Source organism: Paraburkholderia sp. BR13439, from assembly GCF_040948805.1.
GTDB lineage: Bacteria > Pseudomonadota > Gammaproteobacteria > Burkholderiales > Burkholderiaceae > Paraburkholderia > Paraburkholderia youngii.
This window is the reverse complement of record NZ_JBFPKN010000021.1, coordinates 98,152-115,964: the sequence shown is the minus strand read 5'-3', so window position 1 is coordinate 115,964 and position 17,813 is coordinate 98,152. Positions and strand designations below refer to the sequence as shown.

Below are 17,813 nucleotides of genomic sequence, written 5' to 3'. Positions count from 1 at the left end.
TCCGCGCCTGTTTCAAGCCACAAGGGCCGTTTCGACCGCGCTCACGTAGTTGCGAAAGCCGGCCTGCTGTAGCGCCTCGAGCAGCCGCAGCAGTTCATGTCGCGTGGTGTCGGTGAGCGGCGCCTGAAGCGCGAGCGCAAGCGCACGGCCACGCGCCGCGAAAAGCTCGGACCACGGCAACGGTTCGCGCTGCGTATAGGCCTCGAGTGCGTCCACGTAGTGCAGCATGCCGGCAGGATCGCCCGCCCCCAGCATCGCTTCGATGGCGTCGCGGTAAAACCACAGGTGATTGTGGCCGACCGCGCCAAGGCGCAGCAGCGCCTCGCCTTCAGCCAGTAGCCGCGTCCGCTCGTCTTTGTCGTCAACCGCGCGGCTCAGCGCGCTCAAGGTCTTTGGCCCGGAAAACTGACTGCCCACCTCGCGTGAGATGGCGAGTGCTTCGCGCAGCGCCATCACCGCTTCACTGCGGCATCCCTGGTCCAGTAACAGGCGTCCCTGCATCTCCAGGTTCTGCGCCTGGAAGCGGCGCGCACCCAGTTGCCGGATCACGCGCAGTTCCTGCGCCAGATGCTTGCTGGCCGCCTGCACGTCGCCCAATTCCTGGCACGCGAACACCCCCAGCGTCTCACCCAGCAATTGCGCGCGAGGCTGCCCGATCAGCTCGGCGGTGCGGGCGGCGGCGATGGCGTCCTCGCGCGCGGGACCCGCGTCGTTCAGATAGATGCGGCTGAAGCCCTGCATCGACAGGTTGGCAACCTCGATGCGGCCGAAGCCGTGCTCCCGGCTCATCGCCACGCATTCGCTGAAATGATGGAACGCGGTCCGCATGCGTCCCTGCGCATACGCCGCATCCGCCAGGCCGCCGAGCGCGCGAGCCTCCGCCTCGGGCAGATCGAGACGGCGCGCATAGGCGAGACCGCGCTCGTGTTCGGCGCAGCAGGCGTCGATCTTGCCGAGCGGAAACAGGATGTTGCCGCGCAAATAATGGAGGCTTGCCAGCTCGGCCAGCCGGTTGTCCCGCTCCGCGATCCGTTGCGCTTGCGCCAGCAGACCGAGTGCTTCGTCGAGACCCTCGCTGACCCGCAGACCTTCCGCGAGCCCGAGCTGGCAGTCGCATCGGGCGGTGTCGTCGGTGGCGAGGGCGAGTGCGGTGCGGTACGTCGCGATCGATCCCGCAATGTCGCCCAGGTCGCGCTGAAGTTCGCCCTTGCAGCAGCTCAGTGCATGGCGGTCCGCGTCCGACCGCGCGATCTCGATGCCCCGCTCGGCCAGCCGCAGCGCGGCTTCGAAACGATGAGCGGCACGCTCAGCCACCGCCGCGCCCAGGTAGGCGTGCGGCGCATGCGGGTCTTCGGCGCGATCGAGATGCTGGGCGTGCAACGTGGCATCGCTCTGTGCGAACCATTCGGCCGCGCGCAGATGAAGTTCACGGCGGCGCGCGCGCAACAAGGTCGAGTAGGCGCTCTCCTGGATCAACGCGTGCGCGAACAGGAAGTCCTCGCCTTCCGGCAGCACCAGTGCATTGACGAGCAGTCCGGCGCAGACATAGCCAGGATCGTCGATCAGTTCTCGCAGCAGCGCCAGGTCGAAGCGCTGGCCGATCACGGCGGCCGCCTGGAATGCCAGGCGGTCGCGAGGCGCGAGCCGGTCCATCCGCGCGAGCACCAGACTGCGGATCGACGCGGGCACGTTGCTGCCGCTGCCTTCTTCCGCGTTGCGCAGCAGTTGTTCGAGAAACAGCGGATTGCCGCCCGCGCGCTCGATGCAGGCGAGCGCGACACGCTGCGTCGCATCGATGAAATTGCCCGCCAGGCTCAGCGCCTCGTCCTTGCGCAGCGGTCCGAGATCGATCGTGGCGAACGGCGTGTCGCGGCAACGTGCGCGCCAGCCTGCATCGATCGGATCGCCTTCCACGCGCGAAGTCGTCACCAGCAGGCCCGTACCGTTGGCAATGCCCGACGCGAACGCCGACAGGTAGCCGATGACTTCGGCATCGGCCCAATGCAGGTCTTCGACGACGATGAGCGTCGCCGCGTGCGCGCAAGCGTCCTCGGTCAACCTCGCGGCGAGCGCCTGCTTGCCGCGCTTGCGCGCGCCGTGGTCCATGGCCTCGTAGATGGTTTGCCATTCGGCGCTCTGCGGGAGGTCGAGGAAGTCGTGCAGAAATACGATCTGCTCGGCCTTGACGATGCCGTCGGCCGCGACCTGCGCGGCGGCGGCCTGCCGTGCCTCACTCGATGCACCGGCCGGCAAGCCGAGCAGGCTGCCGATGATGGTTCGCACCGGGTCCTGGCCCTTGCCGACGCCGAAATCGAGCACGAGGCTTCGATGCAGCGTGAAGCCCTGGGCCTGCGCATGGCGGCGCATCTCGTCGACGAGCCGCGTCTTGCCGATCCCGGCTTCGCCTCGCACATGAACGACGTGCCCCGCGCGCTTTGCCATGCACGCATGCAGGATGCCGTGAAACTGTTCGAGCTCGGCTTCGCGTCCGACGAAATGGCTGTGGCTCGTCCTGACCGGCTCGCTGCCGAGCGCGACGAGGCGCCATGGCCGCACCGGCGTGTCGATGCCCTTGAAGCGCCGCTCGCCGATTGCCTCGCAACTGGCGACATCGCCGAGCGTGCGCGCCGCGTCGTCGGATAGCCAGGTTTCGCCCGCTGGCGCGGCAGCCACGAGCCGAGCGGCGAGGTTTACCGGATCGCCATGCACGGTGTAGTCCTGCGCGTCGGCGCGGCCCAGCGCGCCCGCGATGACCTCGCCGCTCGCAATGCCGATGTGCGCCTGCAACGCCCGCCCGGTCTGGGTGGCCAGTCGCGCCACGCCGTCGTGAATGTCGAGTGCGGCACGCGCGGCGCGCAGCGTGTCCGTCTCGTGCGAACGAGGCGCGCCGAACAGCGCCATCACCGCGTCGCCGATGTGCTTGTCGATCGTGCCGCCATAGGCGAGCACGATCCCGTCGACCAGCGCCGTATAGCGTCCGATCAGCGCGCGCAGGTCTTCGGGATCGAGCGAGCGCGACAGCATCGTGTACCCGCACAGATCGGCGAACAGAATCGTGACCTGCCTGCGCTCGTCCGCGGGCACTTCGTGGTCGTCGGCCGGCTGAGGCGATAGCGGCGCCGCTGTCGGTAGCGATGCCGTCGCCGCGGCCAGAATGCGCTTACGGTGGCCGAGCGACTGTACGCCAAGCTCTTTCAAGTCCGCGTCGGTCAGCTGCCCGAGCAGCGACAGGTCGATGTCGTTCGCCGCAAACGCGGGGGCGTACTGCTCGAGCCCGAGGCCCCGCAGCCATTTCTCGATATCCATGTTCGTCGCCCTGCCTCCGATGCGTGGTCCCGCGGGCAAAAACTCAGACGAATAACGCGCGTGACGGCCGCCGGCGTGAACGGCCCTGAGGCGCAGTGCATTCGCGTGGAGCCGCCAGCTACGAGGCCGATGAATAACCAGTGTAGGTGTCCGATCAGCACGCTGCATCGCGTTTGACAGCCGTTCGAGCCGCGCAGGATACTGGCTGGCGCGCCTCGCGGCGCCCTCGCATTCGACCGGGAATCCACGTGAAGCCGGGCAAGACCGTTTCCGTCTCCGACGTCGCGCTGCGCTCGCGTTTGGCGGGCCTGCCAGGCGACGTGGCGGCGGGCGCCGTTTCGACGCTCGTCATGCTGTGCTATGCGATGAGCCTCGGCACGATGATCTTTAGCGCCGATCTTGCGCGCTACGCGATGCTGGGCGTACCCACCGCGCTCGTGAGCTGTGTCGTCACGGCGCTGGTGATCGCCTTGACGAGTTCGATGCGCATCAACATTGGCGGCCCCGACAGCAACGCGGCGGCCTTTCTCGCGGGCGTGGCGGCGGGTGTGGCCAGCAGCGTGCGCGCGGACGGCGGCTCACCGCAGACGCAGATCCTCACGGTGCTGATCGCAATCGCGCTTTGTTCGGTGATGACGGGCATCGCGCTCTATGCGATCGGCTCGTCCAGGCGCAGCCGCTCGTTGCAGTTCCTGCCCTATCCGGTGCTCGGCGGGTTTCTCGCCGGCACGGGCTACCTGCTGCTCGCCGGGGCGTTCCGCGTGCTGACGGGCCAGCCGCTGGAGTGGCACACGCTCGCGTTGCTCGCGCACCTTCACTGGATCACATGGCTTCCGGCGCTCGTCGTCGGCGTGCTCGCCACGGTGCTGATGCGTACGTGGCAGCACATTGCCGCGTTGCCGCTCACGCTGGCCTTCGGTGTCGTGCTTTTCTACGTTCTGCTACAGGTTGCCGGAATTTCGATCGACGACGCGCGCGGCATGGGTCTGCTGCTGCCGCGCGTCAAGCTGCACCTTGCCGGGCTGCCGGAGCTGCACCTGGCCGCGAGGCTCGGACAGGGCGCCATCGACTGGTCGGCGGTCGGCGCGCATCTTCCCGAAAGCCTGGTGGTGACGTCGGTGTCGGCCGTGACCATCCTGATGAATTCGACCGCGATCGGCACAGCCACCGGAGAGGACGTCGACCTCAATCGCGAGATGCGCGCCGCCGGCCTCGCCAATCTCGCGAGCGGACTGCTGGGCGGCATGGTCGGCTACCAGTCGTTCAATCGCTCGATGCTCAATGCGCGGGTGGGCGCGACGAGCCGGGTGGCGGGCGTGTTCGCGTCGCTTGCGTGCGTGGTCGTGCTCGCCACCTCGCCCGACATCGTGGCGCTGTTTCCGGTGCCGGTGCTGGTCGGCCTTCAACTGTTCATGGGGCTGCGTCTGCTCGTGCATTGGCTCGCGGGCGTCTGGACGAGGCTCAACTGGTATGAGTATCTGCTCGTGCCCGTGATTCTCGGCACGATCGCGGCTTATGGCGTGATCGTCGGCGTAGTCGTGGGCGTCGTTGCGGCATGTGTGATGTTCACGCTGCTCTACGGCCGGGTCGGCTGCATACGCATGGAGTTCGACCTGCGCGCGCGGTCCTCGAATGTGGAGCGCAGCATCGAAGACACCCAGGCGCTGCGTGCCATCGGCTCCCAGGTATGCGGAATGTGCCTGCAAGGCTTCCTCTTTTTCGGCACGGCCAATTCGATTCTGCAGCGCCTGCGGGAACGCTTCAACGCAAACAGTCCCGTGCAAGTCCGTTTCGTCGTGCTGGACTTTGCGGCGACACATGGCATGGATGCTTCGGTATCCATCAGCTTCGTCAAGATCAGGCAACTCTGCGCGGCAAAGAACGCGGACCTCGTGTTGACCGCGCTGCCGCCGCGCTCGCGCGATCTGCTCGAGAAGACCGGCACGCTCAGTCTGAAGATCCATCAATTCGATTCGCTCGATGCGGGTCTCGAGTGGATCGAAGAAAAACTGCTAGCGTCGAACTCGCTCGCGTTCGCGCATGGCGGCGATCTGCGTGCGATGCTCGAGCCGCATTTCACAGCCAGTGCGTTGAACGGCTTGGTCGCGTGTCTGGAGTTGCGTGATCTGCTTTCAGGCCAGGCACTGTTTCGTCATCGCGAGCCGGGCGATGCGCTGTATTTCGTCGAGCAAGGACGTGTCGCGATCTCGCTGCCGCTCGCCGATGGCCGCTCGGCGCGTCTGCGCTCGTTCGGCCCGGGCACGGTAGTGGGGGAAATGGCGGTGTACACGCAGCAGCAGCGCAGCGCGGACGTGATTGCCGAGGCACCGACGCGCGTGTACCGACTGTCGATCTCCCGGCTGCTCGAACTCGAACAGCAGGACCCGGCAACCGCGCAACAGTTGCACCGGTTTCTCGTGAAGACGATTGCGTTGCGCCTTGCCGTTGCCGACGAGGCGCTACGCGCGGCTTTGTAACTTATATATGCAGGACTGGCGCATCGCGCGCGGTCGTCAGTTGTAGCCCAGGATCGCTGCGGTCGCTACATCCGTGCGGTCGATCGGGTTGCCAGCAAGCAGTACGGTCGGCTCTTTCAACAACAAACGGTATGACGGCACGTAGGTTTCGCTCATCCCATCCGCATCGCGCGGCTGACCTTCCTGCGGCTTGGTGTTTTCGGGGCGATTCATCGTTGTCTCCTTCTGGACGGCCGGTGGTCCCGTCACGGATGCGTTCTGAGGCACGCGTCCGTTGCGGCGAAACCGCCGGCTTGATATGCGTAATTGAGCAAGTCCAATGCCATCGCGGCATCCGTCTATATCTCCGGCTGTCTGGCTCGCCTTTACCGCATCAACATTCGCATGGTACAAACATCGTGTCTGGCAGTTCGGGCTAGCTAATGTAAGCAGGCACACCATGTGCGCAGCGCTGGATCATCCTCGGCGCCATGTGCGCAGAGGAAACCGATGCAAGGACGCTGATGAACGATCCTGCTCACTTCCTTCCTTCATTCGTTTGGCGTGCCGATCGCGACGGCGTCGTCCGCTACGCCAACCCGTGGACATCACGGTATCTCGGCATTCCCGCCCTTGAACTGGTCGGGATGCACTGGAAGACCTTCGTTCATCCCGACGACATCGATCATGTGCTCGACGCAGTGCGGCAGATGCGGGACGGCACGCTGCTCGGCAATGTCGAAGTGCGTCTGCTGCGCGCGGACGGCGAGTATCGCTGGCACGTGTTGCATCTTCAAGCCGAGCGCGACGCGAATGGCCGCATCGGCGACACGGTGGGCGTCGCGACAGATATCCACGAAGCCCGTCACGCGTGGGCCATGTACGAAGCGAGCGAGCGACGCCTGAAGGCTGCCTTCCACGGCGCTCGCATGGGTGCGTGGGAATGGGACATGAAGCGCCGCGTCGTGCGAATGACCTCGCAACTCGCGGATCTGTACGGGTTTCCACCCGGCACCGATGCGCTTGCGCTATCCGATCTGGAGAACCGTGTCGAACCCGAGTATCGGGCGCTATTCCAGCGGAAGGTCGATGACGCTCTGCAACACGGCGGTCCCTTCGAATTCGACTTCGTGCTGAACGGTGGATCGCCTTCACCACGCTGGTTGCGCATGCGCGGCCACGCGGAATACGAGCACGGTACGCTCGCGCATGTGTACGGCGTGACCTTCGACATCAGCAAGGAGCGGGCAGCCGAAGAGCAACTCAGTCTCAGCGAGCGGCGTTATCGGGTGCTCGTGGAATCGACGGGCGCACTCGTATGGTCGGCCGAGCCGAACGGCGACATCCGGCCCGCAGGCGAGGACTGGAGCCGCTTCACGGGCGACGGCGTGGTCCGTCTGGCGGACTGGGGATGGCTCGACTACGTTCACCCGGACGACCGCGAGGCGGCAAGGCAGGGGTGGGTCGATGTGCTGCAGCGACGCGCGCCCGGATCGATCATGTTCCGCATGCGGCGTCACGACGGCCAGTACAGGATGATGCACGCCCAGGCGGCGCCCCTGTTCGACAGCCACGGCAAACTCCAGGAGTGGTTCGGCACAACGACCGATGTGACGCCTCAGTATGAAGCGCAATTGGCGATCGAAGCGCGCAACCTGCGTCTGTCCGTCGCGATGCAGGCGGCGCGGCTGAACATCGTCTGCTTCGACCTGCCCTCGCGCACGCTGTCGTTCGAAGAGGGCCACGCACCGCGGATAGACCATGTGCTCAGCTATGACGAGGCGCTGCGCAACGTGCACCCCGACGACCGCGCGATGCTCGAACAATATGTCTGCCGACTGGCCGAAGGCCACGACCCGGTCGCGAACTTCGAATTCCGCTTGCAGAACGCGTACGGCGAACAATGGATGCACGGCAGCGCGCTGCTTCAGCGAGGCGCGGACGGCAAGCCGTTGCGCATCATCGCCAGCGTGATCGACATCACCCAGCGCAAGCAGCTCGAACTGATGCTGCGCGAAACCGATCGCCGCAAGGACGAGTTTCTCGCGATGCTCGCGCACGAACTGCGCAATCCGCTCGCGCCACTACGCACTGCCATCGCATTGCTCGACAAGCAGCCCGACACGGGCTCACGCCCCCACGAGCTGATCAACCTGATGCGCCGGCAGGTCGAGCACATGACGCGAATCGTCGACGATCTGCTCGAAGTGTCGCGCATCACCCAAGGCCGCATCGTGCTGCAACTCGAGCCCGTTCTGGTCGGCACAGCCGTCTATCACGCTGTCGAGGCGATCGCGGCGATGGCCGAAGCTCGTCATCAGCAGTTGCACGTCAGTGTTTGCGATCCGACCACGTGGGTATGCGGCGACATCACGCGGATTTCGCAGATCTTCGTCAATATCCTGAACAACGCGAGCAAGTACACGCCGGAGAACGGGCATATCACGGTGAACGTAGCGGCCGACGGCGAATGGGTTTCCATCGTCACGCAAGATACCGGCACGGGCATTTCGGCCGAGCTTCTGCCGAAGGTGTTCGAGCTCTTTTCGCAAGGCGAACGCACGCTCGATCGCTCGGATGGCGGCCTCGGCATCGGACTGTCGCTCGTCAAGAAGCTCGTCGAAATGCACAACGGCACGATCGCCGTGCACAGCGAAGGCCCCAATCTCGGCACGACGGTGACGGTCCGACTGCCGCGTTTGCACCACCATGAACGCCATTCGGCGGTCGCGCTGTCGGAGCCCGCGCCGGGGCACGCGCGAACCGCGTTGCGCGTGCTGGTCGTCGATGACAATCGCGACGCCGCCGATTCACTCGCGATGCTGTGCGAATCCGAAGGGCATGCTGCCCGTGTCGCGTATTCGTCGGCCGAGGCGCTGGAAGCCGCACCGTCATTCGTGCCGGACGTGGCGCTGCTCGATATCGGCTTGCCGGATATCGACGGGTACGCACTGGCGAGGCAGCTTCGCCGCAAAGGCGATGCGAAGCCGTTGCTGATCGCGATCACCGGATACGGTCAGACGGAGGACAGGCTGCGCGCACAATCGGCGGGCTTCGACTATCACTTCGTCAAACCCGTCAATATCGACAGCCTGCTGAAGCTGCTTTCCTCGCTGATGGAGGGGCGCTAGAGCGGCTATCCGTCGCTTGCGATGCCGCGTCGCCCCCAACCCATCACCACGTTCCGCTGAACGCCTGCTGTACCTTGAGCGGGTCGGTCACGCCGTTGGCCACCAGCAACTGCGTCAGCAAGCGCGCCTTCTGCGGATTCAGATCGAGCGATGCGACGAAGCCGCGCTTGTCGTCGTCCACCTCGACGTTCCGGTTCACGAATCCCGACACGAGGCGCGTCGAACGAACCACCACGATGCCTTTTGCGGCCGCGCGGTCGAGCGCCGCGAGGGCTTCCTTCGACATGTCACCATCGCCTTCGCCAGCTACGACGATGCCCTTCGCGCCATCGGCGATAGCATGCTCGATCTGGCGGCCATCCATGTTGCTATGCGCGTAGACGATATCGACCCGCGGCAATTGCCCGTTCGCGGGCAGGCTCAGCGCGGTGCGCGCCGATTGCACCGCCGGCATCACGAAGCGCACACTGGCCGGATCGACATAACCGATCGCGCCCGCGTTCGGCGACGCGAACGCCTGTACCGCCGTGGTATTGGTCTTGGTGATCCAGCGCGGCGCGTGAATCTGATCGTTCATCACGACCATCACGCCCCGGCCACGCGACTGCGGGCTCGCCGCCACTTCGACGGCTTCGTACAGATTGTTGGGGCCGTCGGCGCTGGTGGAACCGCCCGGGCGCATCGAGCCGACCAGTACCACCGGCTTGTCGGAGTGCAGCACGTTGTTCAGGAAGAACGCGGTTTCCTCGATCGTATCGGTGCCGTGCGTAATCACGACGGCGTCGGCCTCGTTGCGCTCGAAAGCCTCGTCGATTCGCCGCGCAAGCTGCAACCAGATCTTGTCGTTCATGTCCTGCGAACCGACGTTCGAGATCTGCTCCGCGTTGATGCTCGCGAGCTTCTCGATGCCCGGCACGCCGCGCACCAGCTCCTGCCCCTTCACGTTGCCCGAGTTGTAGCCGATTGCCGAGCGCGGATCGGCGGTGCCCGAGATCGTGCCGCCGGTGGCCAGCAGCAGAACGCGCGGCTTTGCAGTGACGGCGCTTGCCTGCTGCGATGACGCGTCGGCCGCCTGCGCGCCGGTACCCGCGGCAAGTGCCACAATCAGCAGTGCCGCCGAACCGCACAGCCGCATTGCTTTTCGATTGATCGTGTTGATGCTCATGTTTCGTCTCCACCATCGTTTAAAAGAGTCGCGTGCGTATACACGCGACCTGTCACTGGGAAAACCTTCGTCGCTCATTCCGCCGGGGACATTTTTCTCGGTTGCGTCAGCATGGCCGGTTGAAGGATCTGGTCGAGCTGCGCCTGGCTCAGCAGCCCTTTGTCGATCACGATCTGCGCCACGCTCTTGCCCGACGCCAGCGCTTCCTTCGCGACTTCGGTCGAGTGCGTATAGCCGATGTACGGGTTCAGCGCGGTCACGATGCCGATCGAGTTCTCGACGATCGCGCGCAGCCGTTCGCGATTCGCGGTGATGCCGTCGACGCATTTCGACGCGAGCGTGAGGCACCCCGCGCGCAGATGCGCGACGCTCTTGAACAGGCTGTGCGCGATGATCGGTTCGAACGCGTTGAGCTGGAGCTGACCCGCTTCGGCGGCGAAGCTCACCGTCACATCGTTGCCGATGACTTCGAACGCGATCTGGTTGACGACCTCGGGAATCACCGGATTCACCTTGCCCGGCATGATGCTCGAACCCGCCTGCACCGGCGGCAGGTTGATTTCGCCGAGGCCCGCGCGCGGACCGCTCGAAAGCAGGCGAAGATCGTTGCAGGTCTTCGACAGTTTGACGGCGACGCGCTTCAGTACGCCGGAAAGCTGCACGAACGAGCCGACATCCTGCGTCGCTTCGACCAGGTTCGGTGACGTGGTCAACGCAATACCGGTTATTTCACTCAGGTGCCTGCAGGCAAGCTGTGCGTATTCCGGATGCGTGTTGATGCCGGTGCCGATCGCGGTCGCGCCGAGGTTGATCTCGCAGATCAGTTGGGCGGCCTCCTTCAGCCGCTCTTCATCTTCGCCGAGCATCACCGCGAAGGTGCTGAACTCCTGGCCGAGCGTCATCGGCACCGCGTCCTGAAGCTGCGTGCGGCCCATCTTCAAGTCGTTGCCGAATTCCACCGCCTTGCGTTCGAACGATGCGCGCAACACGCCCATCGCGTCGACGAGTTGCATGATTCCCGCGTACGTGGCGATCTTCAGCGCGGTCGGATAAACGTCGTTGGTGCTCTGGCCGAGATTCACATCCTCGTTCGGATGAAGAATCGCGTATTCGCCGCGCTGTCGCCCGAGATGTTCGAGCGCGAGATTGGCGATCACCTCATTCGCGTTCATGTTGGTCGACGTGCCCGCGCCGCCCTGAATCACATCGACGACGAAATGCTCGTGCGCGGTGCCTGAGCGCACTTGCCTGCATGCATGCACGATGGCCTGCATCTTCACTGCGCTCAACAGGCCGAGATCGTGATTCGCGAGCGCGGCGGCTTCTTTCACGCTCGCCAGTGCATTGACGAGGTTCGGATACACGGAGATCGGAAGACCGGTGATCGGAAAGTTCTGCAGCGCGCGCAGCGTGTGTACGCCGTAGTACGCGGTCGCGGGCACGGCGAGATCGCCGAGAAGGTCGTGTTCGATACGTTCGGTCGGTGCAAGCATGAGTTCCTCTCAGGTTCTGAAAACGACACGCGAGCGGGGTCATCCGGCACACGTCGTGTGCAGGTCCGTCGCGTTGAATGGTTGATGCGGTTGGGTTATCGAGGCGGCGCGGTCGCGCAGGCTACGCACTGCTTCGCGAGCACATCGGTCGGATCGACGACGTTCACGCGCGCGCCGTTCGCGCCGATCACATATGGCTCGCGCAGCAGCAGCGGCAGTTCCGTGCAGCCGAGAACGATCACTTCGACGCCCGCGGCGATCAGTCCGTCGATCGCCGCGGCGAGGTCTTGCTGGCACTGCCCCGAGGTGAATCCGGCCTTCACGCCTTCCTTGCCGTAGATCGCGTCCATCACGCGCGCCTGCAGCGCGGGTCCCGGCACGACCTGCCGCAAGCCCTGCGATTCGAGCGCCTTCTGGTAGACGCCGCTCGCGAGCGTGCCGGAGGTCGCGAGCACGCCGACCGAGCGCAGCGCGGGAAACGACTCGCGCAGATAACGCACGGTCACCGTCAACATATTGACGATCGGCACGCCGAGATAAGGCTGGATCCGCTCGACGAAGGCATGCGCGGTATTGCACGGGATCGCGATCAGATCCGCGCCGCCCGTTTCGAGTTTCTTGCAGGTCGCGTACAGCGAGATGGTCGGATCGGGTCCATCGCCAATGAGGTTCTCCGTGCGATCCGGGATCTGCGGGTTCTGCTCGACGAGCAGCTTGATGTGGTCCTGATCGCGCTGCGCGGGCGTCGCACGCACGATCTTGTGAATGAAATCGACGGTGGCCGCCGGACCCACGCCGCCCACCACGCCGACCTTGAAGATCGTCTCGGGCGTGTGGTACTGACCGGACACGACGTATTGCGCGTAAGCCAGGTTCGAATCGACGAGCGGCACGCGCAACGCACCCAGTTCATCCGCGATCAGCGCGATCTCGGTGAGCCCCGGCACAATGACATTGGCGCCCTGCGCGATCAAATCGTCGCAAGCCGCGCGCAGCAATTCGACCGGACGGCCACGCAGATTGCCGCTCTTCACGCCATCCTCGCCATAGACGGCTTCGGTGACGAAATCAGTGCCGTCGCTGATGCGCGGGTGGATCACTTCGAATTCGGGCGCCGCAAAGTACTTCTCGAACAGACGCTTGCGCCGCGTATAGGCCGATGCGAGCACGCCCACGCGGCGCACCGCGGGAAATCTTCTGCGCACGTGGCTGCGCACCGCATCGACCATATCGACGATCTGCAGCGGCGAATTGGCTTTCAGTTCGTCGATGAACGTATGGCTCAGGAAGCACGGCAGCACGACCGTCGTCACGCCGCGCTTCTCGAAGCTGCTGATCAGATCGAAGATGTACAGCTTGCGCTGCGTCAGCGTCTCGCTGTCGGCATCGGCGCTGCGAAACGGCTGCTGCTCGAAGATCGCATCGAAGTGCTCGGCGTCGCGCGTGGCCGGCGTCGATTTGATCAGTTTGAAGAACACGTCGGCACTCGCGAGCGGGCCGAGCCCGCCCACCACCCCGAACTTGCGCGCGCTCGTGGCAGCGGTTGCATCCATGCCGCTCATTTCGTCTCGCCTTCGAACTGGCCGAACGAAGCCGTGGCGATCGCCGTGCGGCGCTCCTGGCGCGCCACGCGCTTGCCTTCCCACTTCGCGATGGCTGCCGTCGCGATGCTGTTGCCGATTACGTTGGTCGCGGTGCGCCCCATGTCGAGAATCTGGTCGATCGCGAGCACCAGCACGACGCCCGATGGCGGCAGATGGAACATCGGCGCCACCGCCGCGACGACCACCACCGAGCCGCGCGCGACACCCGCCATCCCCTTGCTGCTCACCATCAGCACCAGCAGCATCACGATCTGCGTGCTGATCGGCATGTCGATGCCGAACGCCTGCGCGATGAAGATCGCGGCGAACGCCTGATACATCATCGAGCCGTCGAGATTGAACGCATAGCCGAGCGGCAACGTGAAGCCGACCACTTTCTTATCGACGCCGAATTCCTCCAGCTTCTCCGTCAGGCGCGGATACGCCGCCTCGCTGCTCGCGGTGGAGAACGCCAGCATCGCGGGTTCGCGGATCGCTTTGAGCAACGCCCAGATCGGCTTGCCGAGAAAAGCGTAGCCGGCGAGGATCAGCGCGGTCCAAAGCAGCGCGAGCCCCGTATAGAAGCTGGCGACGAGCTTGCCGTACGTGGTCAGCACGTCGAGACCATGCACCGTGATCGCCGAGGCCAGCGCGCCGAACACACCGAGAGGCGCGAGACGCATCACGTAATCGGTCAGCTTCAGCATGGTGGGCACGAGCCCTTCGACGCCCGCGATCAGCGGCGCGACGCGCGGGTCCGACTTGATCATGCTGAGCACGATGCCGAACAGCACGGAGAAGACGAGGATCTGCAGGATATCGTTGCGCGCCATCGCATCGATGATGCTGGTGGGGAACGCGTGGGTGACGAAGTCCTTGAAGTTGAGGCTGGACGTGTTCAGGCCCGTGGCCACGTCAGCGCTCGTCTGGGCCATGTGCAAACCCGCGCCCGGTTGCAGCAGATTCGCGAGCACGAGGCCGAGCGCGAGCGAGAACAGCGACGCGCACAGGAACCACGCGATCGAGCGCAGCCCGATGCGGCGCACGTCGCTGGTGCCTTCCATGCCGGCGAGACCCGACACGAGGGTGGCGAACACGAGCGGCGCGATGATCATCTTCACGAGCCGCAGGAAGATATCGGTGATGATCGAAAAGTAGCCGGCGATCTCCTTCGCGTGCGCGGCATCGGCCGCGGTGCGATGGCAGACATAACCGACGGCCACGCCGAGCAGCATGCCGGCGAGGATGTAGAGGGTAAGCCGATTCTTCATGTGTCTCCGTCCAGGGATGGCGCACGAACGATCGGCATCGACCGGCGCGCGCTCGGGAATGGCCGGCACATCGCATGTCGATGTACCGCTTTTTGTGTCTGGACGGAATTCTAGAGACGGCAGAACCGCCTTGAATGCTAGTGTTGCATACGGCTATGCAAGTTTCGCATAACGCGGGATAACCCTATCAGCGCTGCTCGGCGGGCCCCGACGAAGCCAGAAGATGCCGCCACAGCGTATCGAGAAGTTCGCTGCGATTCGTCAGGTCACGGTACACGCGCAACTCCAGTTGGAGTTGCCATTCGGAGCGGCCGGCGGCGACGAGTTGGCCGCTGTCGAGTTCGGCGGCGATCGAACTCTTGGGCAGCCACGCGACGCCCTCGCCCTCCAGCACCAGCTTCTTCACGACCTCGGCCATGTCGGACTCATAGTGAAGATGCAACGCGGGCGACGCTTTGCTCTGCTCCATCAGCAACGCGAAGCAGCGCCCGAAGTAGCTGGTCTCCGTGTAGGCGATGAACGGCATCGGATGCTCGATCACGCCGGGCAGACGGTACACGTGCGCAAGCCGCTGATTGGGCCTGCATACCGGCATGAAAGTGTCGACGCCCACGGTCACGCATTCGTACTGGGTCGGATCGAGATGCAACGGCAGCTGCGGATGGTGATAAGCGAACATCAGCTCGCAGTTGCCGTTGACCAGCATCAGTATCGAATCGTGCACGTTCGCCGGAATCACGCGCGCGCGCACTTCGCCGACATGCTTCGACAGCGTGCGCAACCACGCGGGCAGGAAGTTGAGCGCGATCGTGTGGCCCGCCGCGATCTGCAGGCTCGTGCCGGCAATGCGCTGTTCGGTGCGAATGATCGCTCGCGTGTCGAACAGCTTGTCGAGGATGTCCTCGGCGGCGTCACGAAACAGTTGGCCTGCCGGAGTCAAGGTCGGCGGAAAGCCGCTGCGATCGACGAGATCGGCGCCGACCCATTGTTCGAGCTGCTGAATCCGTCTGCTGAATCCCGACTGCGTGACGTTGCGAAACTCCGCCGCGCGGGAAAAGCTCTGATAGCGGGCGAGCGCGATGAAGTCTTCGATCCACTTGATTTCCATCAGCCATCGGTCTCCGGTCGGGCGACGAATCGGCTCGCCGCCGCGCCCGCAATTCTACGCTTGGCCGTGCCGCACGCCGACTATCGGATCGAGGTCAAACCGCCATGCACAGGTACTTGATCACGAGGTAATCGTCGATTCCGTAGTGCGAGCCTTCCCTGCCGAGACCCGACTGCTTCACGCCGCCGAACGGCGCGACCTCATTGGAGATCAGGCCGGTATTGATGCCCACCATGCCGTATTCGAGCTGTTCGGCCACGCGCCAGATGCGGCCGATATCGCGGCTATAGAAGTAGGCGGCCAGTCCGAACTCGGTGTCGTTGGCGAGTCTCACCACTTCTTCGTCGCTAGAGAAACGGAACAGCGGCGCGAGCGGGCCGAAGGTCTCGTCTTTCGCCACGGCCATCTGCGCGGTGACGTTGGTCAGCACCGTGGGCTCGAAAAAGCCGTGGCCGAGCGCGTGGCGCTTGCCGCCGGTGGCAAGCGTCGCCCCTTTGCCGAGCGCGTCGGCGATGTGCGCTTCGACCTTGCTGAGCGCCGCGTCGTTGATCAGCGGACCCAGCGTGACGCCGCCTTCCATGCCGTGCCCAACCTTCAGGGCTTCGACTGCCGCAGCCAGCTTCGACGCGAACGCGTCGTACACCCGCTCATGGACGTAGAAACGATTCGTGCACACGCAGGTTTGCCCGTTGTTGCGGTACTTCGATGCAATCGCGCCTTCCACCGCGGCGTCGAGATCGGCATCGTCGAACACGATGAATGGTGCATTGCCGCCTAGTTCGAGCGTGACCTTCTTCACCGTGGGCGCGCTTTGCGCCATCAGCAATCTGCCTACGCCGGTCGATCCGGTGAACGACAGCTTGCGAACCACTGGGCTGCTCGTCATCGCGCCGCCAATCGCCTTCGGATCGCCGGTCACGATGTTGAGCACGCCCTTGGGCACGCCGGCCCGCTCGGCCAGAACCGCGAGCGCGAGCGCGGAGAACGGCGTGGCTTCGGCGGGCTTCACGACGATCGGGCAGCCCGCCGCAAGCGCCGGGCCCACCTTGCGGGTAATCATCGCGTTCGGAAAATTCCAAGGCGTGATGGCGGCGCACACGCCGATCGGCTCCTTGAGCACGACGAGCCGCTTGTCCGATGCCGGCGTCGCGAGCGTGTCGCCGGCCACCCGTTTGCCTTCCTCGGCGAACCACTCGAGGAACGATGCGCCATAAGCGATTTCGCCTTTCGCTTCGGCGAGCGGCTTGCCCTGTTCCGCGGTCAGGATCAGCGCGAGGTCGTCGGCGTTCTCGATCATCAGCTCGTACCAGCGGCGCATCACGACCGCGCGCTCCTTGGCCGTGCGGGCTCGCCACGCTGGCCATGCGGCGTTGGCCGCATCGATTGCCCGCGTCGTTTCGGCCTCGCCCATCAACGGAACGCTGCCGAGCGTTGCCCCGGTTGCCGGGTCCAATACCTCGAAACTCGCGCCCGAGTCGGCGGGGCACCATTGCCCGTCGATATAAGCCTGATGGCGCAGAAGCGCCGCGTCCTTCAACAGGGTCTTCAATTCCACGTTGCTTTCCTTCATTACACAAAAATGCGGTTGATGCTAGCCCGCCTGACGCCACACCGCCTGTTCGTGCCCTTCCGCCAGCAGCTTGCGGGCGATTTCGGCCACCCGGTGCACATGCGCGATCGCGGCCTCGCGCGCGGCGGCGCTGTCGCGAGCCGCGATGGCCGAGAGAATGCGATGCATCTCGTCGACGGCCTGGCGGCCGCGGTCGTCGGAAGCGATCGTCAGCGCTCGCAGACGGTTGATGCGCGCGGTCAACGACTGCACGATTTCCCAGGCCACATGCTTTTTTCCCGCGATGAACATGCGTTCGTAGAAGGCCGTAGTGAGCGCCCTGACGGCCTGATGATCCTGCGCTTCGAACGCTGTCTGAATCTGGCCGATCAGGCCGGCGAGATCGGCAACCGTCTGCTCGTCCGCATGCCGCGCGCAGGCCATCGCCGCCTCGCCTTCGAGCAGCGCGCGTATTTCGTAGATCTCCGCCGCCGTATCGAAGTCGAGCACGGCGACGATCGGCCCCTGGTTCGGTATCGAGTCGACGAGCCCTTCCGTTTCCAGATGCCGCAACACCTCGCGCACCACGGTGCGGCTCACGCCGAGAATCTCGCACAGCGAGCGCTCGACGAGCCGCTCGCCGGGATGGAAATGGGCCTCCAGGATCGCCGTGCGCATCTTCTCGAGCGCGAGTTCGCGCAAGGTGGTCGTAGGGCGTTGAACCTTCAGCGATGGCAGTGCGCCGCTCATG

General features: G+C 64.8%; 11 protein-coding genes. 2 read left to right on the top strand and 9 right to left on the bottom strand.

All coding sequences use genetic code 11. The annotated features are described in order from the left end of the window. Window positions 1–12 precede the first annotated feature (12 nt). Window positions 13–3,306 (bottom strand): adenylate/guanylate cyclase domain-containing protein, encoded by a 3,294-nt coding sequence (locus AB3X96_RS32515; RefSeq protein WP_368592871.1) that lies wholly within the window; start codon window positions 3,304–3,306, stop codon window positions 13–15. A 248-nt stretch (window positions 3,307–3,554) separates the two neighbouring features. Between AB3X96_RS32515 and AB3X96_RS32510 the strand changes: the two genes are divergently transcribed. Continuing rightward, window positions 3,555–5,783 carry a SulP family inorganic anion transporter gene (locus AB3X96_RS32510; protein ID WP_368592870.1) on the top strand — a complete coding sequence of 743 codons (2,229 nt, stop codon included), beginning with the start codon at window positions 3,555–3,557 and terminating at the stop codon, window positions 5,781–5,783. A gap of 36 nt (window positions 5,784–5,819) precedes the next feature. On the opposite strand, the gene AB3X96_RS32505 is transcribed toward AB3X96_RS32510, so the two are convergent. After that, window positions 5,820–5,996, bottom strand: a complete 177-nt coding sequence (locus AB3X96_RS32505; RefSeq protein WP_368592869.1) for a hypothetical protein — start codon at window positions 5,994–5,996, stop codon at window positions 5,820–5,822. A gap of 290 nt (window positions 5,997–6,286) precedes the next feature. On the opposite strand from AB3X96_RS32505, the gene AB3X96_RS32500 reads away from it, so the two are divergent. Beyond that, window positions 6,287–8,893, top strand: coding sequence for a PAS domain-containing protein (locus AB3X96_RS32500; protein WP_368592868.1), 2,607 nt, complete (start codon window positions 6,287–6,289; stop codon window positions 8,891–8,893). A 43-nt stretch (window positions 8,894–8,936) separates the two neighbouring features. Here AB3X96_RS32500 and AB3X96_RS32495 read toward each other — a convergent pair whose 3' ends face one another. The 7 genes from AB3X96_RS32495 to AB3X96_RS32465 form a co-directional block, all read right to left on the bottom strand. Continuing rightward, entirely contained in the window at window positions 8,937–10,058 is a 1,122-nt protein-coding gene (locus tag AB3X96_RS32495) for an asparaginase (RefSeq protein ID WP_368592867.1), read from the bottom strand. 74 nt (window positions 10,059–10,132) lie between these two features. Beyond that, a complete protein-coding gene (gene aspA / locus AB3X96_RS32490; protein ID WP_368592866.1) occupies window positions 10,133–11,551 on the bottom strand; it encodes an aspartate ammonia-lyase in 1,419 nt (472 codons plus the stop codon). Between the two features lie 95 nt (window positions 11,552–11,646). Next, window positions 11,647–13,113: an aspartate/glutamate racemase family protein gene (locus tag AB3X96_RS32485; protein WP_368592865.1), complete on the bottom strand. Its 1,467-nt coding sequence runs from the start codon at window positions 13,111–13,113 to the stop codon at window positions 11,647–11,649. Beyond that, window positions 13,110–14,405: a dicarboxylate/amino acid:cation symporter gene (locus AB3X96_RS32480; protein WP_368592864.1), complete on the bottom strand. Its 1,296-nt coding sequence runs from the start codon at window positions 14,403–14,405 to the stop codon at window positions 13,110–13,112. The genes AB3X96_RS32485 and AB3X96_RS32480 overlap by 4 nt, the downstream gene beginning before the upstream one ends. A 187-nt stretch (window positions 14,406–14,592) precedes the next feature. Further along, window positions 14,593–15,513 (bottom strand): LysR substrate-binding domain-containing protein, encoded by a 921-nt coding sequence (locus AB3X96_RS32475; protein ID WP_368592863.1) that lies wholly within the window; start codon window positions 15,511–15,513, stop codon window positions 14,593–14,595. 94 nt (window positions 15,514–15,607) lie between these two features. Next, complete coding sequence (locus AB3X96_RS32470; RefSeq protein ID WP_368592862.1) at window positions 15,608–17,083, bottom strand: NAD-dependent succinate-semialdehyde dehydrogenase; 1,476 nt, start codon at window positions 17,081–17,083, stop codon at window positions 15,608–15,610. A gap of 21 nt (window positions 17,084–17,104) precedes the next feature. After that, window positions 17,105–17,812 (bottom strand): GntR family transcriptional regulator, encoded by a 708-nt coding sequence (locus AB3X96_RS32465; RefSeq protein ID WP_368592861.1) that lies wholly within the window; start codon window positions 17,810–17,812, stop codon window positions 17,105–17,107. Between the last annotated feature and the right edge of the window lies 1 nt (window position 17,813).

Coding starts and splice junctions, on each gene's coding strand:
- AB3X96_RS32505 (WP_368592869.1), bottom strand. CDS start 5,996: ATGAATCGCCCCGAAAACACCAAGCCGCAGGAAGGTCAGCCGCGCGAT.
- aspA (WP_368592866.1), bottom strand. CDS start 11,551: ATGCTTGCACCGACCGAACGTATCGAACACGACCTTCTCGGCGATCTC.
- AB3X96_RS32465 (WP_368592861.1), bottom strand. CDS start 17,812: ATGAGCGGCGCACTGCCATCGCTGAAGGTTCAACGCCCTACGACCACC.
- AB3X96_RS32470 (WP_368592862.1), bottom strand. CDS start 17,083: ATGAAGGAAAGCAACGTGGAATTGAAGACCCTGTTGAAGGACGCGGCG.
- AB3X96_RS32480 (WP_368592864.1), bottom strand. CDS start 14,405: ATGAAGAATCGGCTTACCCTCTACATCCTCGCCGGCATGCTGCTCGGC.
- AB3X96_RS32515 (WP_368592871.1), bottom strand. CDS start 3,306: ATGGATATCGAGAAATGGCTGCGGGGCCTCGGGCTCGAGCAGTACGCC.
- AB3X96_RS32485 (WP_368592865.1), bottom strand. CDS start 13,113: ATGAGCGGCATGGATGCAACCGCTGCCACGAGCGCGCGCAAGTTCGGG.
- AB3X96_RS32495 (WP_368592867.1), bottom strand. CDS start 10,058: ATGAGCATCAACACGATCAATCGAAAAGCAATGCGGCTGTGCGGTTCG.
- AB3X96_RS32500 (WP_368592868.1), top strand. CDS start 6,287: ATGAACGATCCTGCTCACTTCCTTCCTTCATTCGTTTGGCGTGCCGAT.
- AB3X96_RS32475 (WP_368592863.1), bottom strand. CDS start 15,513: ATGGAAATCAAGTGGATCGAAGACTTCATCGCGCTCGCCCGCTATCAG.